Source organism: Streptomyces sp. GSL17-111 (assembly GCF_037911585.1).
GTDB lineage: Bacteria > Actinomycetota > Actinomycetes > Streptomycetales > Streptomycetaceae > Streptomyces.
On record NZ_JBAJNS010000001.1, the window covers coordinates 3,815,210 to 3,838,570 of the forward strand.

Consider the following 23,361-nt stretch of genomic DNA (forward strand, 5'->3'; position numbering starts at 1 on the left):
CGGGCTCCGTACCCGGCACCGTCCCGGAAGCGGCGGGGCGCCCGCCCGGCGCGGGCGACGGCGGCGGGTCCGGTGAGGGAGCGGCGTCGGCCGCGTAAGCGGGAGCGCTCCGGGTACGCGGCCCTCATCGGGACGGCAGGAGACGTCCGGCCCTCCGGCCGCGCCAGGGGGCGCGCCACCGTTTCCCGGCGCAACCGGGAGCGGGCGGGTGCCGTCCTTGGAGGAGAGCAGTCGCGGACGTCGCTCGACGGGGGTGAACGGCAGCATGGCGGATGTGATCGACGTCTCGGCCACCTCGGAGCGGCGGAGCCCGCCGTGACCGCGAGGAAGCCCTCCCCGCCCGATCTGACCTGCACGTCCGTCGGGCCTGTCGGCTCTCGCCCGCGCACCTGCGGGGGGTCAGGGTACTGCATGATCGAAAAAATAGCGGGCGCATTGGGAATTCTGTCCCGATTCGACTCGTTGAGATGTTCGGAAACGGTTACCCGGTCAGGGGAGGAAGGCGCTCCGGGCGTCCTTCACCCCGGGCACCCGGTTCCGCCACCGCCCGGCAAGTGACACACGCAAGGGAGAGCGCATGGCAACCCGTGCCGTCGCCCGTCGTCAGCAGCCCGCCACCGAAGGCGCTGAAAGGGCAACCAGTGCGCGCGCGAGCGGCGATGTCGCCGACCGTGATCTGGTCGGCATGTACCTGGACGAGATCGCCCGTACGCCACTGCTGGACGCGGCGAAGGAGGTGGAGCTGTCCCTCGCCATCGAGGCCGGCGTCTACGCCCAGCGTCTGCTGAACGGCGAGGAGGAACCGATCGCGGACGGCGCGGGAGCGCACGCCACGCGGGAGGAGCTGGAGGTGATCGTGGCCGAGGGCGAGCGCGCCAAGGACGTGTTCATCCGCTCCAACCTCCGGCTCGTCGTGGCCGTGGCCCGGCGCTACCCCCGCAGTGGTCTGCCCCTGCTCGACCTCATCCAGGAGGGCAACGCCGGCCTGGTGCGCGCCGTGGAGAAGTTCGACTACACCAAGGGCTTCAAGTTCTCCACGTACGCGACGTGGTGGATCCGTCAGGCCATCACGCGCTCCATAGCCGACCAGTCGCGGACGATCAGGCTGCCCGTCCACCTCGTCGAGGAGCTGGGCCGCATCCGGCGCGTCCAGCGTGAGTTCAACCGCGAGCACGGGCGGGACCCCGAGGCGACGGAGATCGCCGCCGAACTGGGCTCCACGCCCGAGCGCGTCACGGACGTGCTGGACTGGGCGCGCGATCCCGTGAGCCTCAACATGTCGGTGGACGACGAGGGCGAGACGCAGTTCGGTGATCTCCTGGAGGACACCTCGGCCGTCTCTCCCGAGCAGTCCGTGCTCACGCTGCTGCGCAGTGAGGAGTTGGAGAGCCTCATAGGCCGCCTCGACCACCGGACGGCGTCCATCATCCGCGCCCGGTACGGCATCGAGGACGGTCGCGAGCGCACGCTCACCGAGGTCGGCAAGCAGCACGGCCTCACCCGGGAACGCATCCGGCAGATCGAGAAGCACGCGCTGCTGGAGCTGAAGCGCATGGCGCACGACACCGGCTTCGACGCGGCGGCGTAGCTCCGCCGGTCGGCCGGAGCGGTCAGCCGCCGTACAGGTCCCGGTAGGAAGGGAACTCACGGCCGCCCGCCCGGACGGTCTCGGCGGCGAGCACCGCCTTGACCACTGCGCGCGTCAGAACGTCGGCGCCGGCCGCCAGGATGGCGTTCGCCTCCATGACGTCGGCCGGGTCCCGCTTCCCGGTGGCGAGGCCGAACACGGTGTCGCCGTCGTGCAGGAGGTGCGCGGGCCGGATCGCGCGGGCGAGCCCGTCATGAGCGCATCCGGCGAGCTTCTGCACCTGCGCCTTGGTCAGGGAGGCGTCCGTGGCGATCACCGCCAGGGTCGTGTTCAGGGGCGGCATGCCCAGGGACGCCCGCGAACGGTCCAGCCGCTCCCGGGCCGCCGCGTGGCGCTCGGCGTCCGGAACGACGTACCGGCCGGAGAACAGCTCGCCGTAGAGCGCGCCCGAGGCCGGGTCCAGGACAGAGCCGACGGCGTTGACGACCGTCAGAGCCGCGACCGTCGCTCCGGAGGGCAGCACTGTGGCCGCCGTGCCGACGCCCCCCTTGAGCCCGGCCGTGACCGCCCCCGCGCCCGCACCCACGTTGCCCTGGGGCACGTCCGGGCCGCTCGCGTGCGCGGCGGATACGGCCGCCCGGCCGAGTGCGGCGTCGGGGCGGGCCCGCCACTCGCCGCCCCGCCCCAGGTCGAAGAGGCAGGCTGCGGGAACGACCGGCACGACCTGCGCGGGGTCGGGGCCGACCGGCACACCACGACCCTGCTCCTCCAGCCACGCCGCGACGCCCGAGGCCGCGTCCAGACCGAAGGCGCTGCCGCCGGTGAGGACGACGGCGTCGACCCGCTGCACGACGTTGCGCGGGTCGAGCGCGTCGGTCTCACGGGTGCCCGGCCCACCTCCGCGCACGTCCACGGCGGCGACTGCCCCGCCCGGGGGCGCCAGCACCACGGTGGTGCCCGTCAGCCAGCCGTCGCCCACCCGCTCCGCGTGTCCGACACGCATCCCGGGCACGTCGGTCAGGGCGTCGCGCCGCGTGGGTTCGGTCGTTTCCGTCGATCCGGTTTCGTCAGCCACGGAACATGGGTACCAGCTGCGACGGCGCGGTGGGAGACGGCAAGGACAGCGGCCCGTGCGCGTACAACGAACGTTGATCAGACGTTCATGCGGCCCCTCGACGCTTACCGGTATGTCGGCCGATCAGCAGCAGACCCTCAGCCACCCGGTTCCCCGGCCCGCTCCGAACGCGGCTCCGCGCGCGCAGGCGGAGCGGGAGCCGCAACAGGACGCCGGACCCGGGGCGCCGGACGTCGCCGTTCCGCAGCCCGCCGCCGAGTACCTGCACGTCCGGCTGTTGGAACAGGCGCGCCGCGTCGCCGGGACGCTCGCCCGGCAGGGCGTTCGGCCGGCGGAGCGGGTGGCCGTCCTGCTGCCGATGTCGCCGGAATCCGTCGCGGTGACGATGGCGTGCGGCCGACTGGACGCGGTGCGTGTCAGCCTGCCGGTCGGCGCCGGGTCGCCCCTCCTGCGCGAGCGCATTCGGAGCTCGGGGGCGGGCGTCCTGGTCGTCGCGGACAGCTGCGTGCACGCCGGTCGGATCTATCCGGCGAAGCAGCTCGTCGAGCGGGTGTTGGACGGCTGTCCGGCCGTGCGCTCCGTGATCGTCGTGCACCAGGTGGCGCGGCCGGTGCCGTGGACACCCGGGCGCGACCTCTGGTGGCACGAGGCCCTGGCTAGGCTGGAGGTATGACCGCACCGCGAGAGCCGTCCGCACCGGACCGGCCCACCCCCCGGCCCCCGCGCGACCCTGCCGCGGCGCTGGACTTCGGCGACCCACTGAGCCGTCCCTCGGCGGACGACTCCGACAGCGGCTGGGGGGACGCCCCCTCGGGGGGCGCGGGCGCGGCCGGCGACCTGGCGCGCTTCCTGGACGAGAAGCCACCGCACCATCTGTGACGCTGGCCGGCCCCGACACCGCCCTGTCCTTCGCGTCCGCCGTGAGCGTGTGCCTCAGGGCTTCGGGCTCTGCCCGCCTTCGCGGGGCGCTCCCACCGTTGCACCCCCGTGCTCCTCGGAGGACGTGCGCTGGGTGACGAGGGCGTCGCGGATCTCGGTCAGGACGTCCAGCTCCGTCTTCGTCGGCGGGGTCTCCACCACGGGTGTGCGAGCCGCGACGCGCTGCTTGTAGCGGTTCATCGGCATGATCATGAGGAAGTAGACGACGGCGGCGGTCATCAGGAAGGTGATGGACGCGCTGAGCACCAAGCCCCACTGGATCGAGATGCCGATCGCCTCGCCCGTCTCCGGGTCCACGGAGCAGGGCGCCTTCAGGCAGGACTGGTAGGCGTCCAGGTCCTTCGGGCCGATGGCGCCGACCACGGGGTTGATCACGCCCTCGACCACGGCGTTCACGATCTTGGTGAACGCGGCGCCGATCACGACGGCGACCGCGAGTTCGACCACGTTGCCCCGCATCAGGAATTCCTTGAATCCCGCCAGGACGCTCTGCTTCTCGCTCAACGGACTGCCTTTCTGTGCACGCTGCGGCACACGCTGGTGGACGGGCTGCGGCACCCGCCGGAGGGCATGCTTCCGGGACACCGCATCGGGCACGCTGCACGAGTGCCCTCCCGGCTGTCCAATCCGGTGACCCCGTACGGTCGGGCCTGCGGGCACCAGTGCGGACGGCCCCGGCCGTGCCCCGGGGCTCCGCCCTCACCACAGCGTCACAGCCAGCGGAGATCCCTCGGCGGCGCGTCCGACGAGGTGGGCCGCGATCGAACGCGGTACCGACAGAACCACCAGGGCCCCGTCCCCCGCAATCGTCTGTGCCACACCGCCCGCCACACCGCCCGAAGCAGCGCCCGACGCGACGGCTCCGCCTGCTAGGTCCCCGCCCGCGACGTCGCCGCCCGCGACGTCGCGGGCCTCGCCGGGCACGCCCGGTTCGGGCACGGCCACGACCCGGGCCCGGGAAGCGAGGACGTCGGCGGCCCCGGTGGCCGCCGTGACACCTCCGGGAGGCTCCGGGGCCGGGCCCGCGAGGACGTCCACCCGGTCGCCCGGCTTCAGCAGCCGGACGACGCCCGGGTCGGCCAGCCGTACCGGAGCCCGTACCAGGGCGTCGTCGGGTGGGCGGCCGTCGTCGCCCCCGGCCGACGCACCCGGCACCGACCCGGCGGCGCCCACGGCCACGGCCCGATCACCGTCGTCGGACGGAGGGCCCCCGCCCCCGGCCCGGGGACGGTCGTGCGCGCCCGGCGGCCCGAGCGCGACGAGCAGCACGGCTGCGACGCCCAGGCCCACGGCTGCCGTGCGACGGGCCCGACGCAACCCCGCGCGCAGGCGGTGCCGGAGGAGCCCACCCGCCCGGACCGGGGGGAAGGAGGGTACGGCGGCGGTCGGCGGCACGTCCGTGGGCGGGTCCGGCGGCGGGACCGCAGCGGCGACGGTGGTCGTGGCGGATGCCGTGGAGGCGACGGACGCCGTGGTCGTGGCGGACGGATCGGTAGCGGACGGATCGGCGGAAAGAGCAGCGGAAGAAGACATCGACAGCACCTCGCTTCGGGAACGACGACTCCCTCACGGTGCCGCACCCGCCCCGATGGCGCTGGGGCCTGTGGATTACTCCCCGGTTGTGGACAACTTCGGCCACGCCGCCCACAACGCGTCCCTCACGAACACCGCCACGCTCCCCTGGCGCTCATCCCTACAGCCCCCGGGCACGGTCGGGCGCCGCCGCCCGCACGGCACGGGTGGCGGCGCGCACGGCACGGGCCGCCCGCGTCACGGCAGGGCGATACCCGGGTCGAAGCCGGCCAGTGCGTCCGCGCAGCCGCAGGAACGGGTGGCGGGCAGGGCGGCCACGGCGTCGAACAGGACCGTGCGCAGCCGTCCCAGGTTCTCCCGGAAGACCTCCAGCACCTCGGAGTGCGAGACGCCCTCGCCCGTCTCCGCCCCGGCGTCCAGGTCGGTGACCAGGGCGAGTGAGCTGTAGCAGAGGCCGAGTTCGCGGGCGAGCACGGCTTCCGGGTGGCCCGTCATACCGACCACGGCCCAGCCCTGCGCGGCGTGCCACAGGGACTCCGCGCGGGTGGAGAACCTCGGCCCCTCGACGACGACCATCGTGCCGCCGTCCACCGGTTCCCACTCCCGGCCCCGGGCGGCGCTCAGGGCGGCCTCCCGGCCCGTCTCGCAGTAGGGGTCGGCGAAGGTGACGTGCACGACGTTGGGCCGCTGCCCGTCGGCCCGCTCCTCACCGTCGAAGTAGGACTGCGCCCGTGACCTGGTCCGGTCCACGAGCTGGTCGGGTACGACGAGCGTGCCGGGCCCGAACTTCTCCTGGAGCCCCCCGACCGCGCACGGTCCGAGCACCTGGCGCACCCCGGCGGCACGCAGGGCCCACAGGTTGGCGCGGTAGTTGATGCGGTGCGGCGGCAGGGTGTGGTCGCGGCCGTGACGGGGCAGGAACGCGACCCTGCGGCCGGCCAGCTCCCCGACGAAGAGGGCGTCGCTGGGCTCTCCGTAGGGCGTGGTCACCGGCACCTCGGTGACGTCGTCCAGGAAGGAGTAGAAGCCGGAGCCGCCAATGACGCCGATGTCGGCCTGCGGAGGTGTCGTCATGCGCACACCTTAAGCGCCGCCCGCCGAGGGTGACCCGACGTGCCGGGCCGCCGCCCGCGCCGGCGGCGGCCGGTACGGGCGGCGGTGGGCCGGCCGCGCGACGACGCCGGGGGCGTCAGCGCGCCACCGGGCCCGGACGGGAGACGTCAGGCCGCGGAGGTGGTGGCGGCGGGCTTCGTGTCGCTCTTCGCCGCGCTCTTGTCCGACGACGAGCCGGCCCCCGACGAGCCGGAGCCCGCATCCGAGGAACCGGAGCCGGACGAGCCCGAGGAGCCGGACGAACCCGACGCCGGGCTGCTGCTGGACGACGAGCCGCGGCTGTCGTTCCGGTAGAACCCGGAGCCCTTGAACACGATGCCGACGGCGGAGAACACCTTCTTCAGGCGTCCCGAGCAGCTCGGGCAGTCGGTGAGGGAATCGTCGGTGAACTTCTGCACCGCCTCAAGGCCCTCGCCGCACTCGGTGCACTGGTACTGGTAGGTCGGCACTTGCTCCTCCTGGCACTCGTCCCTGTGGAGTGCTAACGACGCTCCATGGTGCAGCATTCCGGCGGCTTAGTCCACTGCGACGGGCACACGGTGATCGGCGCCACGTGCCACGACGCGGGCGTCGGCCGGCTGTGCGGGGCGCGGTGCCAGGTGTCGGCGCAGGGTCACGACGGCGAGCGCGGCCAGCGCCGTTCCGGCGAGCGGGACGGTGAAACCGGCCGTGGAGCCGAACCCGTCGGTCAGCTGGCCCGCCGTGGTGGCCGCGAGGGCCTGGCCCAGCGCCACGGAGCCGGTCAGCCAGGTGAACGCCTCGGTGCGCGACCGGGCCGGGACGAGTCGCTCCACCAGGGTGAACCCGGTGATCATCGCCGGTGCCGTGGCGAGGCCGACCAGCAGACCCACCGCACCGAGCAGCACCGGGGAGCCGTCGGAAGCGGCGAACCACAGCGGCACGGTCACCAGTGCCAGGACGGCGTAGGCGCGGGGCAGCCGGTGGTGCGCCTCGGAGCGCCAGGCGATCACGCCGCAGGCGACGCCCGCGAGCATGTTGCCGCCCGCGAAGACGCCGTAGAGCAGTCCGTTCGCGGCGGGCTGGCCGATGGCCTCGGTGAACGCCGTGAAGGAGACCTGGAGGCCGCCGAAGACGGCACCGATGCCCAGGAAGACGGGGATGAGCACGCGGACGCCGGGCTCGGCGAGGGCCGAGCCGCCGGAGCGGCCCGCGAGGGTGTCGCGGTGGGCGGGCGGAGCCGTGCGGGTCTGGGCCGCGAACACCAGGCCGCCGACGACCGTCAGGACCGCTTCGGCGACGAGACCGGCGGCGGGGTGCACGCCGGTGCACAGGGCGGTGGCCAGGACCGGTCCGACGACGAACGTCAGCTCGTCGGTGACGGACTCGAAGGCGGCGGCCGTCGGCAGCAGCGGACCACCGCCGAGCCGGTGCGCCCAGCGGGCCCGCACCATGGGGCCGATCTGCGGCACCGACGCGCCGGTGGGCACGGCGACGAGCAGGAGCGCCCACAGCGGGGCGCCGGTGAGGGCCAGGGTGATGAGCGCGGTGACGGCGGTCGCGTGGGCGAGTGCGCCGGGGACCAGGACGGCGCGCTGCCCGAACCGGTCGGCGAGGCGGCCCACCTGCGGGGCGCACAGCGCCATGGAGACGCCGGTGGCCGCCGAGACGGCGCCGGCGGCCCCGAAGGACCCGGTGGTGTGCTGGACGAGCAGCACGATGCCGATGGTGAGCATCGCGAACGGCTGCCGGGCCAGGAAGCCGGGGAGAAGGAAGGACCACGCACCCGGGGTGCGCAACAGCTGACGGTAGCCGGGCTTCGACGCCACGGCCGTGCCTTTCTGCCGCCTGGTAGTGCGCACCCGGATCGAACGGGGCTTGTGCGCACCGAGAGCCGTCCGCTCGCGTCGCACCGGGTGGTTCACACCGGTGACGCCGGCTCTGCATCAGGCAGGGTCGGGGAAAACGTGTCTGGGTACTCGCAGTGTAACCCGTACGTTCTGCCTGGTATTCCAAGGTCAGAGGCTCAGCGACTCGGTGGTTCAGCGGCTCGGCGCCGAGCGTCCCGGCGGGCCGGAGACGCCGGGCGGCCCCGGGTGCGGGCGGCGGCCGAGCCACCCCGCGAGCTTGCCGCCCCGGCCGACGGCGATGAGCCGCTGCTCGGCCTGGTCCCGCACGGCGTTGGTGGCGACGACGAGGAGTTCGTCCCCGCGCATAAGGACGGTCGTCGGCGTCGGGACGAAGCTCTTGCCGTTGCGGACGACGAGCGTCACCGCCGAGCCCGGCGGCAGCCGGAGCTCGTTGATCTCCACGCCGTGCATGCGGGACGCCGAGGGGATCGAGACGGAGAGCAGGTGACCGCGCAGCCGTTCCAGCGGTGCGGACTCGATGTCGACGTCCGTGGCGCCGTCGGTGGCGCCCAGCCGCAGTTTCCGCGCCAGCCACGGCAGGGTCGGGCCCTGCACGAGGGTGTAGACGACGACGAGCACGAACACGATGTTGAAGATCCGGTCGCTCTGCTCGATCCCGGCCACCATCGGGATCGTCGCGAGGACGATGGGCACGGCGCCGCGCAGCCCGGCCCACGACATGAGCATCTGCTGCCGCCACGGCATCCGGAACGGCGTCAGGCTCACCACGACGGACAGCGGGCGGGCCACCAGCGTCAGGGCCAGGCCGATGAGGATGGCGGGCCAGAAGTCGGCCGTGAGCGCGCTCGGCGTGGCGAGCAGGCCCAGCAGCACGAAGAGGCCGATCTGGGCGATCCACGCGACCCCGTCGGCGAACCCGCGCACGGCGGGACGGTGCGGCAGCTTGGCGTTGCCGAGGATGAGGCCGGTGATGTAGGTGGCGAGGAAGCCGCTTCCGTGGGCGAGCGCGCCCACGGCGTAGGAGAGGACGCACAGCGCCAGCACGGCGATCGGGTAGAGACCGGAGGCGGGCAGGGCGATGCGCCGCAGCCCCAGCTCACCGAGCTTGCCGACGCCGAGGCCGCACAGGACGCCGACCGCCAGCTGGAACACGATCGTGCCGACGAGCTGGTACCAGGGCTGCGGGTCGGTGGCGAGGGCCGAGAACGCGACGACGAGGATGACGACGGGCGCGTCGTTGAAGCCGGACTCCGCCTCCAGCATGCCGCTCAGCCTGCGCGGCAGCGGGATCACCCGCAGGACGGAGAAGACGGCGGCCGCGTCCGTGGAGGAGACGACCGCGCCGAGGATCAGGGACAACTGCCAGGACAGCCCCACGAGGTAGTGCGCCGCCGCCGCCGTGACGAGCACGCTGATCGCCACGCCGAACGTCGCGAGCACCGCCGCACCGCCCACCGCCGGGCGGATCTCCCGCCATTTCGTCGCGAGCCCGCCCTCGGCGAGGATCATCACGAGGGCGGCGTAGCCGAGCACCTGCATCAGCTCGGGGTCGCTGAACTCCACCCCCAGCCCGTCCTGACCCATCGTGACGCCGATGCCCAGATAGATGAGCAGGGTGGGGAGCCCGCTGCGCGTGGAGAGCCGCACGGCCGCCACCGCGACCAGGAGCACGAGTGCGCAGGCGAGCAGGAGTTCGTTGAGGCGGTCGACAGTCAGGGGCCGGTCCTCTCTCTTCTGGTCTCGGTCTCGTCGATCTGGTCGGTCGTCCGTCTCGTCGGCCCGCCAACCCGTCGGGTGGTGCGGGCGGCGGGCTCGGTCGTACGTGGCGCCGGTCGGGCGGCGGCGACCGCGAGGCCGCGCGATCACCGGTCCCCCCGACGGTCGGGGCACCCGTCCGTGAACCGGCCCGGCACGGGCGCCGCTTCAGCCGAAACGGTGCCGCGCAAGCCCGTCCGCGCGCTAAGAAGCCGTTAATATTCGTTGCCTAGTCTAACAATTTACCATCCCATGACCGTCGGGGCCCGGTGAAGGCCTGGTGACGGCATGGGGACGGCATGGGGTGGAGCAGCACTCGCCGCAAGACTCCGCATCGCCTCCGCCTACAGTTGCTCCAGCACGGAATCCCCCCGGAATCCATAGGTCGTAAGGTCCCACCCTGCCCCGAAGGACAGCGATGCCCGTCAAGAAACGGTCCCGGCGCGCCCGCCTGGTTGTGATCACTCTGGTGCTGCTGCTCGTCGGGGGGCTGGTCGCCGGGGGCTTCTGGACGGTCGGCACCGTCCGCGCCTCCTTCCCCCAGACGACCGGCTCGGTGCAACTGGAGGGTCTGTCCGGCACGGTCGAGGTGAAGCGGGACGGCAACGGCGTCCCGCAGATCTACGCGTCCAGCGCCGAGGACCTGTTCATGGCGCAGGGCTTCGTCCACGCCCAGGACCGGTTCTGGGAGATGGACGTGCGCCGGCACACCACGGCGGGTCGGCTCTCGGAGATGTTCGGCGAGGAGCAGGTCCGCACGGACGCCTTCCTCCGCACGCTCGGCTGGCACGACGTGGCGAAGGAGGAGTACGAGACGGAGCTGTCCGAGGAGACCAAGGACCACCTCACGGCGTACTCGGCCGGGGTCAACGCCTACCTGGAGGAGCACGGCGGCGCGGAGCTCTCGCTGGAGTACGCGGCACTCGGCCTCGTCAACGACGCGTACGAGCCGCAGCCCTGGACGCCCGTCGACTCGGTCGCCTGGCTCAAGGCCATGGCCTGGGACCTGCGCGGCAACGTCGAGGACGAGATCGACCGCTCGCTGCTGTCGACACGGCTCGACGAGGAGGAGATCGAGGACCTCTACCCCGACTACCCCACCGAGCGGCACCGCCCGATCGTGGAGGGCGGCGCGGTCGACGAGGCGACGGAGACCTTCCTCCCCGACGCCGACTCCGACGCCAGTCCTGACGCAGCCCCTGACGCCGCCTCCGATCCCGACCCCGCCCCCGGGGACGCCGCCGACGGCACCGGGCCGGACGACGCGCTGCCCGGTGAGGTGAGCACGCAGCTCGGCGGGCTGGCCGCGTCGCTGGACGACCTGCCCGCGCTGCTCGGCCCGAACGGCAGCGGTATCGGGTCCAACTCCTGGGTGGTCTCGGGCGACTACACGACGACCGGCCGTCCGCTGCTCGCCAACGACCCGCACCTGGCCCCGCAGCTGCCCTCGGTCTGGACGCAGATGGGCCTGCACTGCAAGAAGGTCAGCGAGCGCTGCCCGTACGAGGTCTCCGGCTTCACCTTCGCGGGTCTGCCGGGCGTCGTCATCGGCCACAACCAGGACATCGCCTGGGGGCTGACGAACCTCGGCGCCGACGTCACCGATCTCTACCTGGAGAAGATCGAGGACGGCCGCTACCTGTACGACGGCGAGATGGTCCCCTACGAGACGCGCACCGAGGTCATCAAGGTGGCCGGGGGGAAGGACCGCGAGATCACCGTGCGCTCCACCCGGCACGGACCCATCGTGTCGGACCGGAACACCGAGCTGTCCCGCGTCGGCGAGGGCGCGCCCGTCACCGGTCCGGCGCCCGACCGGGGCGACGGGTACGCCGTCTCCCTGCGCTGGACGGCCCTGTCCCCGTCGAACACCATGGACGCCGTCTTCAAGATCAACAAGGCGAGCGACTTCGAGGAGTTCCGCGCGGCCGCCGCCGACTTCGCCGTCCCCTCCCAGAACCTGGTCTACGCCGACACCGAGGGCAACATCGGCTACCAGGCCCCCGGCCGCATCCCCGTGCGCGGCAAGGGCGACGGCCGCTACCCGGCACCGGGCTGGGACCCGGACTACGAGTGGACCGGCTACGTGGAACAGTCCGCGCTGCCCTACGAGTACAACCCCGAGCGCGGCTACATCGTCACCGCCAACCAGGCGGTCATCGACCAGGAGACCTACCCCTACCTGCTGACCGAGGACTGGAGCTACGGCGCCCGCAGCCAGCGCATCAACGACCTCATCCAGTCCAAGATCGAGGACGGCGGCAAGGTCTCCATGGACGACATGCAGTCCATGCAGTCCGACAGCAGCAGCGAGATCGCCAAGCTCCTGGTGCCGTACCTGCTCAAGATCGACGTCGAGGACCCCTACGTCCGCGAGGCGCAGCAGCTCCTGGAGGGCTGGGACTACACGCAGGACGCGGACTCCGCCCCGGCCGCCTACTTCAACGGCGTCTGGCGCAACCTGCTCATGCTGGCCTTCGGCAACAAGCTGCCCAAGGAGCTGCGGGTCGAGGGCGAGTGCCTGCGGGTGCGTCCGGCCGACGACTCCGGTCCGCTGGAGGACCTGGACGGCACCGCCCGCACCGTGCGCGAGTGCGGCACGCGCGCCCCCGACGCCGCGCAGCCCGACGGCGGCGACCGCTGGTTCGAGATCGTGCGCCGCCTGGTGGAGGATCCCGACAACGCCTGGTGGTCCGCCCCCGCCGACGGCCTGGACACCCCGGCCACCGAGGGACGCGACGAGCTGCTGGCGCGGGCCATGAAGGACGCCCGCTGGGAACTCACCACCAAACTGGGCAAGAACATCGACACCTGGAGCTGGGGCCGCCTCCACCGCCTGATGCTGGAGAACCAGACCCTCGGCACCGCAGGACCCGGCCTGGTGCAGCGCATGCTGAACCGCGGCCCGTGGGAGGTGCCCGGCGGCAAGGACGCCGTCAACGCCACCGGCTGGAACGCCGCAGGCGGCTACGACGTCGTCTGGGTGCCGTCCATGCGGATGGTGGTGAACCTGGAGGACTTCGACAAGTCCCGCTGGATCAACCTCACCGGCGCCTCCGGGCACGCCTACCACCCGCACTACACCGACCAGACCGACCTGTGGGCGAAGGGCGAGCTGCTGCCCTGGGCCTACAGCCGGGAGGCCGTGGACGCGTCGGCCGAGGACACCATGGCGCTCACCCCGTAGCGCCCCGCCCGAAGCGGTGCACGCCGGACGGAGTGACGGCGGCGTGCACCGGCCGGTCGTGCGGCTCGGCCGGTACGACGGGCAGCAGCTCGTCGTCGTACAGCAGGACGACGAGCGCCGGGTCCGCCCCGGCCCCGGCCAGCCGCGCCAGCACCCGGTCGTAGGAGCCGCCGCCCCGGCCCAGCCGCAGCCCGGTGGCGTCCACCGCGAGCCCCGGCAGCAGGACGGCGTCCGCCCCGGTGACGGCGGCGGCCCCCAGCCGGGGGCCGTCCGGTTCCCACAGTCCGCGCCCGGCGCGGCGCAGGCTCCCCGGCCCGCCGTACGCCGCCCAGTCCAGGTCGTCGTCCGGCAGCAGCACGGGCAGCAGCACCCGGACCCCGCGCCCGCGCAGGGCGTCCAGCAGCTCCCGCGTGCCCGGCTCCCGTCCGACGGAGACGTAGGCGGCCACCGTGCGGGCCCCGGCCAGCTCCCGCAGCCTGAGCGCGCGCTCGGCGAGAACCGCCGCGGCGTCGGCCGCGTCCTTCTCCGGCAGGGCCCGGCGGCGCTCCAGCAGCACGCGCCGCAGGGCCCGCTTCGGTTGTCCGGGGCCCGGCGTGCCGGGGCCGCCGCTGCCGGGGTGGGGGTCGTGCGTCACGTCGAGGTCCTCACTCGCGGGCCGTGGACCGGCCCCGCCGTTCGTCCGTTTCGACGGCATGGTGTCACCGCCCCGGCGGCACCCGTCGGGGGGTCACCCGACTTCCGTCCGTACGCGAGAAATCACCAGATAGGGTTCCCGACATGACTGAGCCACGTACCCCGATCCGCAAGGCCGTCATCCCGGCCGCCGGTCTCGGCACGCGCTTCCTGCCCGCCACCAAGGCGACGCCCAAGGAGATGCTCCCGGTCGTCGACAAGCCCGCGATCCAGTACGTCGTCGAGGAAGCGGTCGCCGCCGGTCTGTCGGACGTGCTCATGGTCACCGGGCGCAACAAGCGCCCCCTGGAGGACCACTTCGACCGCAACTACGAGCTGGAGGAGGTCCTGCGCACCAAGGGCGACGAGCGCAAGCTCGAGCGGGTGCAGGAGTCCAGCGAACTGGCCACCATGCACTACGTCCGTCAGGGCGACCCGAAGGGCCTCGGACACGCCGTCCTGTGCGCGGCGCCGCACGTCGGGGACCAGCCGTTCGCCGTCCTCCTCGGCGACGACCTCATCGACCCGCGCGACCCGCTGCTCACCCGTATGACCGAGGTGCAGGAGCAGCACGGCGGCAGCGTCATCGCCCTGATGGAGGTGGACCCGGCCAGCATCCACCTCTACGGCTGCGCCGCCGTGGAGACCACCGGGGCCGAGGACGTCGTCCAGGTCCGCGACCTGGTGGAGAAGCCCGCCACCGCCGAGGCGCCCAGCAACCTCGCCATCATCGGCCGCTACGTCCTCGACCCGGCCGTGTTCGACGTGCTGGGCCGCACCGAGCCCGGGCGCGGCGGCGAGATCCAGCTCACCGACGCCCTCCAGACCCTGGCCGCCGACCCCTCCCTCGGCGGGCCCGTCCACGGCGTCGTCTTCCGCGGCCGCCGCTACGACACCGGCGATCGGGGCGACTACCTGCGCGCCATCGTCCGGCTCGCCTGCGAGCGCGAGGACCTCGGCCCGGAGTTCCGCTCCTGGCTGCGCGACTTCGTGGCGAAGGAGATGGACGAGGCGGCGGCCCGCACCGACGCCGACGGCCGCGACCTCGAACCGGTGATGCAGGGGGCCGTGCGGCTGTGACCGACATCTGGTCCGTCGACGACCACCTCGCGGACGTCCTGGCCTCCGTCCGTCCCCTGGAGCCCATCGAGCTGTCCCTGCTGGAGGCACAGGGCTGCGTCCTCGTCGAGGACGTGACCGTGCCCGCCCCGCTGCCGCCGTTCGACAACAGCTCCATGGACGGCTACGCCGTGCGCACCGCCGACGTCGACGGTGCCGGACCGGAGTACCCGGCCGTCCTGACCGTCGTCGGGGACGTCGCGGCGGGCAGCGCCGAGCCGCCCACCGTCGCCCCGGGACAGGCGGCCCGCATCATGACCGGAGCCCCGCTGCCGCCCGGCGCCGAGGCCGTCGTCCCCGTGGAGTGGACCGACGGCGGCACCGGCGGCGGCCCCGCCGACGCCATGTCCGCGCACGCCGCCGACCCCTCCGGCGCCGGGGGAGAGGTCCGCGTCCACCGCGCCGTGCGCGCCGGGCAGCACGTGCGCCGGCGCGGCAGCGACGTGGGGGCGGGCACGCTCGCCCTGCGCGCCGGCACAGTGCTCGGCCCGCCCCAGCTCGGCCTGCTCGCCGCCATCGGGCGCGGCTCCGTGCCCGTGCGGCCCCGCCCGCGCGTCGTCGTCATGTCGACCGGCAGCGAACTCGTCGCGCCAGGCGAGGAGCTGGGCGCCGGGCGCATCCACGACTCGAACAGCTACGTCCTCGCCGCCGCCGCCCGCGACGCCGGCGGGCAGGCCTACCGGGTCGGCGCCGTCGCCGACGACGCCGACTCCCTGCGCGCCGCCGTCGACGACCAGCTCGTCCGGGCCGACGTCCTCGTCACCAGCGGCGGCGTCAGCGTCGGCGCGTACGACGTCGTCAAGGAGGCCCTCGGCGGTACGGGCTCCCGGCCGGGCGAGGAGCCGATGGCCTGGGGCGGCGGTGTGGAGTTCCGCCGGCTGGCCATGCAGCCCGGCAAGCCGCAGGGCTTCGGACTGATCGGGCCCGACCGCGTCCCGCTGCTCGCCCTGCCCGGCAACCCGGTGAGCGCCTACGTCTCCTTCGAACTGTTCGTCCGGCCCGTCATCCGTAAGCTGATGGGTTGCGAGGACGTCCACCGGCCCCGGGTGCGGGCCGTGGTGCGGCTCGGTGACGCCGGACCGCTCGGCTCACCCGAGGGCAAGCGGCAGTTCCTGCGCGGCGCCTACCGGCCGCCCTCCGCGCCGGGCGGGACGGGCGAGGTGCGGCCGGTCGGCGGTGCGGGTTCCCACCTCATCGCCGCGCTCGCCCAGGCGGACTCGCTCATCGTCGTCCCCGAGTCCCGCACCCGGGTGGCCGACGGCGACGAGCTGGACGTCGTGCCCCTCGGCTGACGTCCGTCCCGCGGATCGGTCGGCCCGTCACGGGCGGTGCCGTGCGGGTACGGTTGCTGCCCATGAAAAGCCAGCAGCACCTCACGCACCTCGACGAATCCGGGGCCGCCCGGATGGTGGACGTCTCCGCCAAGGACGTCACCACGCGCACGGCGACGGCCAGCGGACGGGTCCTGGTCGCCCCCCGCGTCGTCGAACTGCTGCGCGGCGCCGACGGCGGGCTGCCCAAGGGCGACGCGCTCGCCACCGCCCGCATCGCGGGGATCATGGGCGCGAAGAGGACGCCCGAGCTGATCCCCCTGTGCCACCCGCTGGCCGTCTCCGGCGTCAACGTCGAGCTGACGGTCGCCGACGACGCCGTGGAACTGTCGGCGACCGTGCGCACCACCGACCGCACCGGGGTGGAGATGGAGGCGCTCACCGCCGTCTCCGTCGCCGCGCTGACGGTCGTCGACATGGTCAAGGCCGTCGACAACGGCGCCGTGATCACGGACGTCCGCGTGGAGGAGAAGACGGGCGGCGCGTCCGGGGAATGGAAGCGCTCATGACGGCCGCGACACCGGAACCGACACCGGCCACCCCCGGAGCGCCCGTGCGGGCGCTGGCCGTGACCGTCTCCAACCGGGCGTCCGCCGGCGTCTACGCCGACACCGGCGGCCCCCTGCTGGCCGACGGACTGCGGGCGATGGGCTTCGACGTCGACGGGCCGAGCGTCGTCCCCGACGGCGAACCGGTCGAGGAGATCCTGCGCCGCGCCGTCGCCGCCGGATACGACGTCGTCGTCACCACGGGCGGCACCGGGCTCACCCCGATGGACCTCACCCCCGAGATGACCGGCCGCGTCCTCGACCACGAGATCCCCGGCATCCCCGAGGCCATCCGTGCCACGGGCCGGACGAAGGTCCCCACGGCGGCCCTCTCGCGTGGCCTCGCCGGGGTCGCGGAACGTACCCTGATCGTGAACCTGCCCGGCTCCCGGGGAGGCGTCAAGGACGGGCTCGCCGTCCTGACGGAGATCCTTCCGCACGCCGTCGACCAGCTCCGCGGCGGCGACCACCCCAGAGGTGAATCCCACTGAACGCCGTATGGCCGGTGGAACTGGCGGACGGCGACCTGGCCCTCCGCCCGATAAGGATGCGCGACCAGCGGGCCTGGCGGGAGGTCAACCAGCGCAACCGCGCCTGGCTGCGGCCCTGGGAGGCCACCGTTCCGCCAGCCCCGCCCGGACGGCTCCCCCCGCAGCGTCCCACCTACCGGCAGATGGTCCGCCACCTGCGCGGCGAGGCCCAGGCGGGCCGGATGCTGCCGTTCGTGATCGTGTGGCGCGGCCGGCTCGTCGGCCAGCTCACCGTCGCGGGCATCACCTGGGGCTCCATGTGCTCCGCGCACGTCGGCTACTGGATCGACCGGGCCGTCGCGGGCCGCGGCCTCACCCCGACGGCGGTCGCGCTCAGCGTCGACCACTGCTTCGGTGCCGTGGGCCTGCACCGCATCGAGGTCTGCATCCGCCCGGAGAACATCCCGAGCCGCCGCGTCGTGGAGAAGCTCGGCTTCCGCGAGGAGGGCCTCCGCCCCGCCTACCTCCACATCGACGGAGCCTGGCGCGACCACCTCGTCTACGCCCTGACGGCCGAGGAGGTCCCCGAGGGCCTGCTCACCCGCTGGCACGACCGCTCCCTGCCGGGCCCCGCCCAGAGGTAGCCGGGTGGGCAAGCGGCCCTGCGGCAGGAACGGCGTCACGGGATCACGGGATCACGGAATACCAGCCCCCGCAGTTATTCGCATTCCTGTTCGAATTCCCGTCAGTTTCGGTGATTTATCGGTCTGAACCAGCCGTGAAAAAGTGTCGAGATGTCAGGCAGATCGTGCGACACACCGCGTCAATTGGCTGATGCACCTCCCGAAACCCCTCTACGGTGTGAGAGTGAGCAGCAGCGGCCTCATTTACGCAGTCATCGTCGGGGCCTGGGCCGCCTACCTGGTACCGATGTGGCTCCGCCGCCAGGACGAGCTGAACGACGCACGTCCGACGGAACGGTTCAGCACCGCGATCCGCATGCTGACGGGACGAGCGTCGGCCGAGCGGCGTCAGGCGAAGGAGAACGGCGACCGGCCGGAGCCCCCGGCCCCCGAGGAGCCGGACGGCACCGCCGACCGGTCCCTCGCCGACCCCGCACCCGCCCGGCCCGGCACCCTCCACCCCGAGGAGCGGGCCGTCCGCGCGAAGGTCCTCGCCCGTCGGCGCCGCACCACGATGGTCCTCTTCCTCGCGCTCACCCTCGGCTCCGTCACCGCCGCCGTGGGCGGCCTCCACCTCCTGTGGGCACCCGCCGTGCCGGCCGGTCTGCTGACCGCCTACATCCTGTACGTCCGCGCGCAGGAGCGCCGACGCTACGCCGTCCGGCTCGCCTCCGCCCGCCTCGACCAGCACCGGGCCGAGGACGCCGCCCGGCGGCTGCGCGCCCGCCGCCGTCCCACCGACCCGGTCCCGGCCGCCGCCCCCACCTCCGAACAGCCGCACAGCGCCCCGAGCCCGGCGGATGACCGCCGCGCCCTCGTGGAGGCCACCGACCACGCCGAGTGGGTCGACCAGCAGCGCGCCCCCCGCGCCCTGCACGACGGGGACGGCTGGGAGCCCGTCCCCGTCCCGCTGCCGACCTACGTCAACGCCCCGGTGGCCCCCCGGCACGCCTCCGGCGTCGACCTGGAGGCCCCCGACGCCTGGAGCTCCGCCCGCGCCACCGACCCGGCCCCGACTCCGTCCTCCACCGAGGACCGCCGTCGCGGCCGCACCCCGCTGTTCGACCAGTACGCCGACCAGGAACGACGCCGCGCCGCGAACGAGTAGCGCCCTCCCGCGGGCCCCCGACCGGGATTTTTGCACCGCCCTCCCCAGGTGCTACAGTTTCACCCGTTGCAAGGGCCTGTAGCGCAGCCTGGTAGCGCATCTCGTTCGCAACGAGAGGGTCAGGGGTTCAAATCCCCTCAGGTCCACAACACAGCACACGAGATCCCGTCCGATCTGGTTGATCGGACGGGATCTTCGTTGTTTTCGGCCTCGCTGCGAGGTGTCTGGGGGCGGGTGCCCCTGGAGTCAGTGGTCGGCGGGGAGGATGCGGAAAGCGGTGAGCCCGGGGGTCAGTGGGGTGATCGCGCGGTAGTCGCGTTGGTCAAGAGTGAGGATGCGGTCCGTCTTGTACCGGTCCGCGAGGACGACGCCCACGGCATCCGCCAGGTCGAGTCGGAGTCCCTCGTACTTCACACGTACCTCGTGGGCAGCGATGAGGTCCGCCGGCCGCAGTGCGGCCAGCTTGTACTGGCCGTCCGCCATGCGGGCGTTCAGTGCCTCCATGACCTGCAGGGCCGGGGTGAATCCCAGATCCCGGTGCACGAGGTGGTCGAGTTCGGTGATGACCAGAGGGGAGAGGGCGAGGACTTCCCGGTCCACGATGTCCAGGGCGTCACGATGCTCCTGCTGCGCCGCGTCGAACGCGGCGAACAGGGCGGACGTGTCGGCGACGATGATCAACGGCGCGCCGATCGTTCCTTGATGTGCTCGTAGAGCGCGTCATCCATCGCTTCGGCGGTCATGGTCCGGCCGCTGTTGAAGACGGGCAATGCGTTGCCCTGTCGAGGGCGCGTCGAGTGCTCGAGCAGCATGGCGATTCCCCGCCGGATGAGCTCGGCCTTGCTGACGCCGGTGGCGGCGGCCTCGGCGTCCAACCGCACTTCCAGCTCTTCGGGAAGGTAGACGCTCGTCTTTATCATGAACGTAGGGTACCACCTGCCCTATATCTCCGCCCGCTCACGTGGTCCGGGAAGTTCTGGATGTGTAGTATCCAGGATCATGAAGATGAGTGAGGGTGTGGAGTGGGCGCTGCACGGCGTGCTGAATCTCGCCTGGGTCGGCCCGGACCGCCCGGTGACGGCGGCCAGACTGGCGGCGTACCACGAACTTCCCGCTCCGTACTTCAACAAGCAGCTGCAGGCTCTCGCCCGGGCCGGCATCGTCACCTCGACGTCCGGCCCCCGGGGTGGCTTCCGGCTGGCGCGGCCGTTGACGCAGGTCACGCTGATGGACGTGGTCGCCGCGATCGAGGGGCCCGAGGAGGCGTTCCGGTGCGCCGAGATCCGGCAGCAGGGGCCCGGAGCGGGGAGCCCGAGCAGCTATCAGAAGCCGTGTGCCTTCGCGCACGCCATGGCACGGGCCGAGCTCGCCTGGCGCCGGGAGCTCGCCCGGCAGACGCTCGACGACGTGCGGGAGCAGGCCGAACGGCAGGCGCCCGGGGCGCCGGAGCGGGTCAGGCGCTGGTTCCTGAACGGCTGACATGAGCGACCGGCCCGCAGGGGCGGGATCGAGGGAGGGGGGGTATTCTGGATGTCGAGTATCCAGGTTATGGAGAGACGGGCCGCTGTGCGCGGTTGGCTCGCGGTCGCAGCGGTCACGCTCGGCATCTTCACCGTGATGACCGCGGAGTTGCTGCCCGTGGGGCTCCTCACGCCGATCGGCGGGGAGTTGCACGTCTCGGACGGCACGGCGGGGCTGATGGTCACCGTCCCCGGGCTGGTCGCCGCGGTGTCGGCGCCGCTGCTGGCGGTGGCCGCCGGGCGGCTCGACCGCCGACTCGTCCTCTGCGCGCTGATGGCCCTGGTGGCCGCCGCCCACCTCCTGTCCGCCACGGCCGGGCACTTCGCCGTGGTGCTCGGCGCGCGGGTGCTGCTGGGGGTGAGCATCGGGGGCTTCTGGGCCTTCGCGGGTGGGCTCGCCCTGCGCCTGGTGCCCGCACGGCACGTCGGACGGGCCACCTCCGTCATCTTCGCCGGGGTCTCCGCGGCCTCCGTCCTCGGCGTCCCCCTGGGGACCCTCACCGGAGAACTCGGCGGCTGGCGGACGGCGTTCGCCGCGCTCGGCGTGCTGGCGCTGGCGGTGCTGGGCGGCCTCGTCCTGCAGCTGCCGCCCCTGCCGGCCGAGCGGGGACTGAGCCCGGCCGACCTCGGCGGGCTGCTGCGGTCCAACCCCGGCGTGCGGGCCGGCCTGGCGCTGACGTTCCTCATCGTCACCGGGCACTTCCTCGCCTACACCTTCGTCCGCCCGATGCTGCAGGACCGCTACGGCATCGGCGACGACCTCGTCGGTGTGCTGCTGCTCGCCTACGGCGGTGCGGGGCTGGCCGGGAACTTCCTCGTCGGCGGTGCCGCCGCCCGGGCGGCCCGGCCGGCACTGCTGCTGGTGGCGGGTGGGCTCACCGCCGTGCTCGCCGCCCTCGCGCTCACCGCAGGCAGCACGGCGGGCACGCTCCTGCTGCTGGGGTGGGGGCTGGCCTTCGGCGGGGTCTCGGTCGGCCTGCAGTCGTGGTTCCTGGCCGCCGCCCCGGACGCCGCCGAGGCCGCCACCTCGCTCTTCGTCGCGGCGTTCTGCCTGTCCATCGCCCTGGGCGCCTTCCTCGGCGGGCGTCTCGTCGACTCCGTCTCCCTCTCCGCACCCCTGTGGGCCGGGGCGACGCTCTCGCTCGCCGCCGCCGCCGCCGTCGCCGTCGGCGTCGGCGCTCTCGGTCGTCACGTGTTCATCGACACCACCACCAAGGAAAAGGAAACACCGTCATGACCCGCACCATCACCAACCCCGCAGGCCTGCACAACCCGACCGGCTTCGGCTACAGCCACGTCGTCACCGCACCCGGCGAGCAGGTCTTCATCGCCGGCCAGTACGCCTCGGACGCCTCCGGCGCGGTCACCACCGGGGACTTCGCCGCCCAGGTCGAACAGTCCCTGGCCCATCTCCGTACCGCGCTCGCGGCCGTCGGCCTCGACGTCGGCCACGTCGTCCGCCTCGGCACCTACATCGTCGACCACGACCCGGAGAAGCTGCGGATCCTGGGCGCCGCGCTGCACCGGACGTGGGGCGAGGAACTGCCCGCCCAGACGCTGGTCGGGGTGGCCGCGCTGGCGCTGCCGGAGATGCTCTTCGAGATCGACGCGGTGGCGATCGCACCGCGCTAGGCCACCCGGTCCGCGCACCGCCGTCACGGAGGCGGCGGTGCGCGGACCGTAGGAGGAGGGCACGGCACACGGGGGCGCGCGGGGGTCAGGGGAGGGCGCTGCGGGCCTGCCAGTCGGGCCAGGACACGTTCCAGGCGCCGAAGCCGTTGCCCGGCGCGACGACGCCCTTGGTGTCCTCGCCGGTGATCTCGAACGGGTCGCCGGGGCGGACCTGGGCGTAGAACCAGGCGGCGTCCGCGTCGCTCATGCCGATGCAGCCGGAGCTCTTGTTGGCCTTGCCCATCCACCGGTCGTTCCAGGGCGCGGCGTGCGCGTACATGCCGGACCAGGTCAGCCGCATCGAGTGGTCGACCATCTTGTCGTAGGCGTCGCCGAGCCCGACCGTCTCGGAGTTCATGTTGATGGTGCCCTCCTTGGCCATGAGCACGGCCGTGCCGCGCCAGGAGCGCTTGTCGCCGCCGGGGGTGCCGCCGGAGACCGGGATCGTGCGGACCTCCTTCCCGTCCCGCACCAGGGTGAGCCGCTTGCGGTCGAGGTCGACCTCGACGACCTGGCGCGCGCCGATGGTGAAGGTGGTCGTGTAGTCGCGGACGAACCAGCCGCCGTCGCCGGAGTCCGTGCCGTTCAGCTCTGCGGTCAGCGTCACCCGGGTGCCGGACTTCCAGTACGTCTCGGGACGCCAGTCGATCCGGTCGCGGCCGGAGTGGTCCGTGAGCCAGGCCCACGCGCCCTCCGTCCCGTTGGACGTGGTGACCGTCAACTGCCGCTCGACGGCTGCCTTGTCGGTGACCGGGTGGTCGAAGACCAGGGATATTGGCTGGGCGACGCCCACGGTGGTGTCCGTCCCGGGCCGCCAGTCGACCTTGTTGACCCCGTCGGCCTCCGCCGTGGTGAAGGCGGACTTCCAGGTGCGGTCACCGCCGTCCCCGGTGGCCGTCACGGCGGTGACGCGGTACGAGGTGCCGGGGGCGGCCTTGCGCCGGGAGGTCCACTCCGAGCCGTCCGGGGCGAGTTCGCCCGCGAGGGGGCCGCCGTCGGCGTCGGTGACGGTGACCGACGTCAGCCGTCCGTCCGACGCCGTGACGCGGACGGGCTCGCCGGCCGGGGCGTCCTCGCCGTGCGGTGTCACCGTCACGGCCGCCGGCCGGTCCTCGCCGGCCGCGTCGCCCGGGCCGTCGGTGCCCTGCGGCCCCGGGGCGGACGTCGAGCAGGCGGCGAGCGGCACGAGCAGCGCCGCGAGTGCCGCTCCGCGCATACGT

24 protein-coding genes and 1 tRNA gene are annotated in these 23,361 nt (G+C 73.2%); 14 read left to right on the top strand and 11 right to left on the bottom strand.

Going from position 1 to position 23,361, the window contains the following annotated elements; genetic code table 11:
- Positions 1 to 577: 577 nt before the first annotated feature.
- Complete coding sequence (locus V6D49_RS17020; RefSeq protein WP_340560757.1) at positions 578 to 1,588, top strand: sigma-70 family RNA polymerase sigma factor; 1,011 nt, start codon at positions 578 to 580, stop codon at positions 1,586 to 1,588.
- Positions 1,589 to 1,610: 22 nt separating this feature from the next.
- Here the strand turns inward: V6D49_RS17020 and V6D49_RS17025 are convergent, their stop codons facing one another.
- The gene (locus V6D49_RS17025) at positions 1,611 to 2,663 is read right to left on the bottom strand and encodes a P1 family peptidase (protein ID WP_340560759.1); all 1,053 of its coding nucleotides are present in this window, start codon (positions 2,661 to 2,663) and stop codon (positions 1,611 to 1,613) included.
- Between the two features lie 112 nt (positions 2,664 to 2,775).
- On the opposite strand from V6D49_RS17025, the gene V6D49_RS17030 reads away from it, so the two are divergent.
- Positions 2,776 to 3,336 (top strand): AMP-binding protein, encoded by a 561-nt coding sequence (locus V6D49_RS17030; protein WP_340560761.1) that lies wholly within the window; start codon positions 2,776 to 2,778, stop codon positions 3,334 to 3,336.
- On the top strand, positions 3,333 to 3,542 hold the full coding sequence (locus tag V6D49_RS17035) for a hypothetical protein (protein ID WP_340560762.1): 210 nt from the start codon (positions 3,333 to 3,335) through the stop codon (positions 3,540 to 3,542). Before V6D49_RS17030 ends, V6D49_RS17035 begins: the two co-directional genes overlap by 4 nt.
- Before the next feature lie 54 nt (positions 3,543 to 3,596).
- Here V6D49_RS17035 and mscL read toward each other — a convergent pair whose 3' ends face one another.
- From mscL to V6D49_RS17065, 6 genes are all read right to left on the bottom strand, one after another.
- A complete protein-coding gene (gene mscL / locus V6D49_RS17040; protein WP_340560764.1) occupies positions 3,597 to 4,106 on the bottom strand; it encodes a large conductance mechanosensitive channel protein MscL in 510 nt (169 codons plus the stop codon).
- A 195-nt stretch (positions 4,107 to 4,301) separates the two neighbouring features.
- The gene (locus tag V6D49_RS17045; RefSeq protein ID WP_340560766.1) at positions 4,302 to 5,135 is read right to left on the bottom strand and encodes a hypothetical protein; all 834 of its coding nucleotides are present in this window, start codon (positions 5,133 to 5,135) and stop codon (positions 4,302 to 4,304) included.
- 237 nt (positions 5,136 to 5,372) lie between these two features.
- The gene (locus tag V6D49_RS17050) at positions 5,373 to 6,209 is read right to left on the bottom strand and encodes an S-methyl-5'-thioadenosine phosphorylase (RefSeq protein ID WP_340560767.1); all 837 of its coding nucleotides are present in this window, start codon (positions 6,207 to 6,209) and stop codon (positions 5,373 to 5,375) included.
- 146 nt (positions 6,210 to 6,355) lie between these two features.
- Positions 6,356 to 6,697, bottom strand: a complete 342-nt coding sequence (locus V6D49_RS17055) for an FmdB family zinc ribbon protein (RefSeq protein ID WP_340560769.1) — start codon at positions 6,695 to 6,697, stop codon at positions 6,356 to 6,358.
- Between the two features lie 66 nt (positions 6,698 to 6,763).
- Positions 6,764 to 8,035 (bottom strand): MFS transporter, encoded by a 1,272-nt coding sequence (locus V6D49_RS17060; RefSeq protein WP_340560771.1) that lies wholly within the window; start codon positions 8,033 to 8,035, stop codon positions 6,764 to 6,766.
- Between the two features lie 213 nt (positions 8,036 to 8,248).
- Entirely contained in the window at positions 8,249 to 9,793 is a 1,545-nt protein-coding gene (locus V6D49_RS17065; RefSeq protein WP_340564086.1) for a potassium/proton antiporter, read from the bottom strand.
- 457 nt (positions 9,794 to 10,250) lie between these two features.
- Here V6D49_RS17065 and V6D49_RS17070 point away from each other — a divergent pair, with 457 nt between their 5' ends.
- Positions 10,251 to 13,019: a penicillin acylase family protein gene (locus V6D49_RS17070; protein ID WP_340560773.1), complete on the top strand. Its 2,769-nt coding sequence runs from the start codon at positions 10,251 to 10,253 to the stop codon at positions 13,017 to 13,019.
- Here the strand turns inward: V6D49_RS17070 and V6D49_RS17075 are convergent.
- Positions 13,009 to 13,653, bottom strand: a complete 645-nt coding sequence (locus V6D49_RS17075; protein ID WP_445330539.1) for a 5-formyltetrahydrofolate cyclo-ligase — start codon at positions 13,651 to 13,653, stop codon at positions 13,009 to 13,011. The genes V6D49_RS17070 and V6D49_RS17075 overlap by 11 nt on opposite strands.
- A gap of 143 nt (positions 13,654 to 13,796) precedes the next feature.
- On the opposite strand from V6D49_RS17075, the gene galU reads away from it, so the two are divergent.
- The 7 genes from galU to V6D49_RS17110 all read left to right on the top strand — a co-directional run bounded on the left by galU (position 13,797) and on the right by V6D49_RS17110 (position 19,096).
- Entirely contained in the window at positions 13,797 to 14,771 is a 975-nt protein-coding gene (gene galU, locus V6D49_RS17080) for a UTP--glucose-1-phosphate uridylyltransferase GalU (RefSeq protein ID WP_340560775.1), read from the top strand.
- Positions 14,768 to 16,102 carry a molybdotransferase-like divisome protein Glp gene (gene glp, locus V6D49_RS17085; RefSeq protein ID WP_340560777.1) on the top strand — a complete coding sequence of 445 codons (1,335 nt, stop codon included), beginning with the start codon at positions 14,768 to 14,770 and terminating at the stop codon, positions 16,100 to 16,102. Before galU ends, glp begins: the two co-directional genes overlap by 4 nt.
- A gap of 62 nt (positions 16,103 to 16,164) precedes the next feature.
- Positions 16,165 to 16,650 (top strand): cyclic pyranopterin monophosphate synthase MoaC, encoded by a 486-nt coding sequence (moaC, locus tag V6D49_RS17090; RefSeq protein WP_340560779.1) that lies wholly within the window; start codon positions 16,165 to 16,167, stop codon positions 16,648 to 16,650.
- The gene (locus tag V6D49_RS17095; protein ID WP_340560781.1) at positions 16,647 to 17,180 is read left to right on the top strand and encodes a MogA/MoaB family molybdenum cofactor biosynthesis protein; all 534 of its coding nucleotides are present in this window, start codon (positions 16,647 to 16,649) and stop codon (positions 17,178 to 17,180) included. Before moaC ends, V6D49_RS17095 begins: the two co-directional genes overlap by 4 nt.
- A gap of 14 nt (positions 17,181 to 17,194) precedes the next feature.
- Positions 17,195 to 17,803, top strand: coding sequence for a GNAT family N-acetyltransferase (locus tag V6D49_RS17100; protein ID WP_445330540.1), 609 nt, complete (start codon positions 17,195 to 17,197; stop codon positions 17,801 to 17,803).
- A 223-nt stretch (positions 17,804 to 18,026) separates the two neighbouring features.
- Entirely contained in the window at positions 18,027 to 18,950 is a 924-nt protein-coding gene (gene sepX / locus V6D49_RS17105) for a divisome protein SepX/GlpR (RefSeq protein WP_340560783.1), read from the top strand.
- Positions 18,951 to 19,022: 72 nt separating this feature from the next.
- Positions 19,023 to 19,096, top strand: a tRNA-Ala gene (locus tag V6D49_RS17110).
- A gap of 100 nt (positions 19,097 to 19,196) precedes the next feature.
- On the opposite strand, the gene V6D49_RS17115 is transcribed toward V6D49_RS17110, so the two are convergent.
- Positions 19,197 to 19,631 (bottom strand): type II toxin-antitoxin system VapC family toxin, encoded by a 435-nt coding sequence (locus tag V6D49_RS17115; RefSeq protein ID WP_340560785.1) that lies wholly within the window; start codon positions 19,629 to 19,631, stop codon positions 19,197 to 19,199.
- Complete coding sequence (locus V6D49_RS17120) at positions 19,628 to 19,870, bottom strand: ribbon-helix-helix domain-containing protein (protein WP_340560787.1); 243 nt, start codon at positions 19,868 to 19,870, stop codon at positions 19,628 to 19,630. Before V6D49_RS17120 ends, V6D49_RS17115 begins: the two co-directional genes overlap by 4 nt.
- A gap of 85 nt (positions 19,871 to 19,955) precedes the next feature.
- Here V6D49_RS17120 and V6D49_RS17125 point away from each other — a divergent pair, with 85 nt between their 5' ends.
- The 3 genes from V6D49_RS17125 to V6D49_RS17135 all read left to right on the top strand — a co-directional run bounded on the left by V6D49_RS17125 (position 19,956) and on the right by V6D49_RS17135 (position 22,102).
- Positions 19,956 to 20,429 carry an RrF2 family transcriptional regulator gene (locus tag V6D49_RS17125; protein WP_340564091.1) on the top strand — a complete coding sequence of 158 codons (474 nt, stop codon included), beginning with the start codon at positions 19,956 to 19,958 and terminating at the stop codon, positions 20,427 to 20,429.
- A gap of 69 nt (positions 20,430 to 20,498) precedes the next feature.
- Positions 20,499 to 21,707: an MFS transporter gene (locus tag V6D49_RS17130; protein ID WP_340560789.1), complete on the top strand. Its 1,209-nt coding sequence runs from the start codon at positions 20,499 to 20,501 to the stop codon at positions 21,705 to 21,707.
- A complete protein-coding gene (locus tag V6D49_RS17135; protein ID WP_340560790.1) occupies positions 21,704 to 22,102 on the top strand; it encodes a RidA family protein in 399 nt (132 codons plus the stop codon). The genes V6D49_RS17130 and V6D49_RS17135 overlap by 4 nt, the downstream gene beginning before the upstream one ends.
- Before the next feature lie 85 nt (positions 22,103 to 22,187).
- Here the strand turns inward: V6D49_RS17135 and V6D49_RS17140 are convergent, their stop codons facing one another.
- Entirely contained in the window at positions 22,188 to 23,357 is a 1,170-nt protein-coding gene (locus V6D49_RS17140) for a L,D-transpeptidase (RefSeq protein WP_340564093.1), read from the bottom strand.
- Positions 23,358 to 23,361: the final 4 nt, after the last annotated feature.

What these genes read in the sequence shown, in the direction of transcription:
- V6D49_RS17020 (WP_340560757.1), top strand. Translation starts at nt 578, where the DNA reads ATGGCAACCCGTGCCGTCGCCCGTCGTCAGCAGCCCGCCACCGAAGGC.
- V6D49_RS17030 (WP_340560761.1), top strand. Translation starts at nt 2,776, where the DNA reads ATGTCGGCCGATCAGCAGCAGACCCTCAGCCACCCGGTTCCCCGGCCC.
- V6D49_RS17035 (WP_340560762.1), top strand. Translation starts at nt 3,333, where the DNA reads ATGACCGCACCGCGAGAGCCGTCCGCACCGGACCGGCCCACCCCCCGG.
- V6D49_RS17045 (WP_340560766.1), bottom strand. Translation starts at nt 5,135, where the DNA reads ATGTCTTCTTCCGCTGCTCTTTCCGCCGATCCGTCCGCTACCGATCCG.
- V6D49_RS17050 (WP_340560767.1), bottom strand. Translation starts at nt 6,209, where the DNA reads ATGACGACACCTCCGCAGGCCGACATCGGCGTCATTGGCGGCTCCGGC.
- V6D49_RS17070 (WP_340560773.1), top strand. Translation starts at nt 10,251, where the DNA reads ATGCCCGTCAAGAAACGGTCCCGGCGCGCCCGCCTGGTTGTGATCACT.
- galU (WP_340560775.1), top strand. Translation starts at nt 13,797, where the DNA reads ATGACTGAGCCACGTACCCCGATCCGCAAGGCCGTCATCCCGGCCGCC.
- moaC (WP_340560779.1), top strand. Translation starts at nt 16,165, where the DNA reads ATGAAAAGCCAGCAGCACCTCACGCACCTCGACGAATCCGGGGCCGCC.
- V6D49_RS17095 (WP_340560781.1), top strand. Translation starts at nt 16,647, where the DNA reads ATGACGGCCGCGACACCGGAACCGACACCGGCCACCCCCGGAGCGCCC.
- V6D49_RS17120 (WP_340560787.1), bottom strand. Translation starts at nt 19,870, where the DNA reads ATGATAAAGACGAGCGTCTACCTTCCCGAAGAGCTGGAAGTGCGGTTG.
- V6D49_RS17125 (WP_340564091.1), top strand. Translation starts at nt 19,956, where the DNA reads ATGAGTGAGGGTGTGGAGTGGGCGCTGCACGGCGTGCTGAATCTCGCC.
- V6D49_RS17130 (WP_340560789.1), top strand. Translation starts at nt 20,499, where the DNA reads ATGGAGAGACGGGCCGCTGTGCGCGGTTGGCTCGCGGTCGCAGCGGTC.
- V6D49_RS17135 (WP_340560790.1), top strand. Translation starts at nt 21,704, where the DNA reads ATGACCCGCACCATCACCAACCCCGCAGGCCTGCACAACCCGACCGGC.
- V6D49_RS17140 (WP_340564093.1), bottom strand. Translation starts at nt 23,357, where the DNA reads ATGCGCGGAGCGGCACTCGCGGCGCTGCTCGTGCCGCTCGCCGCCTGC.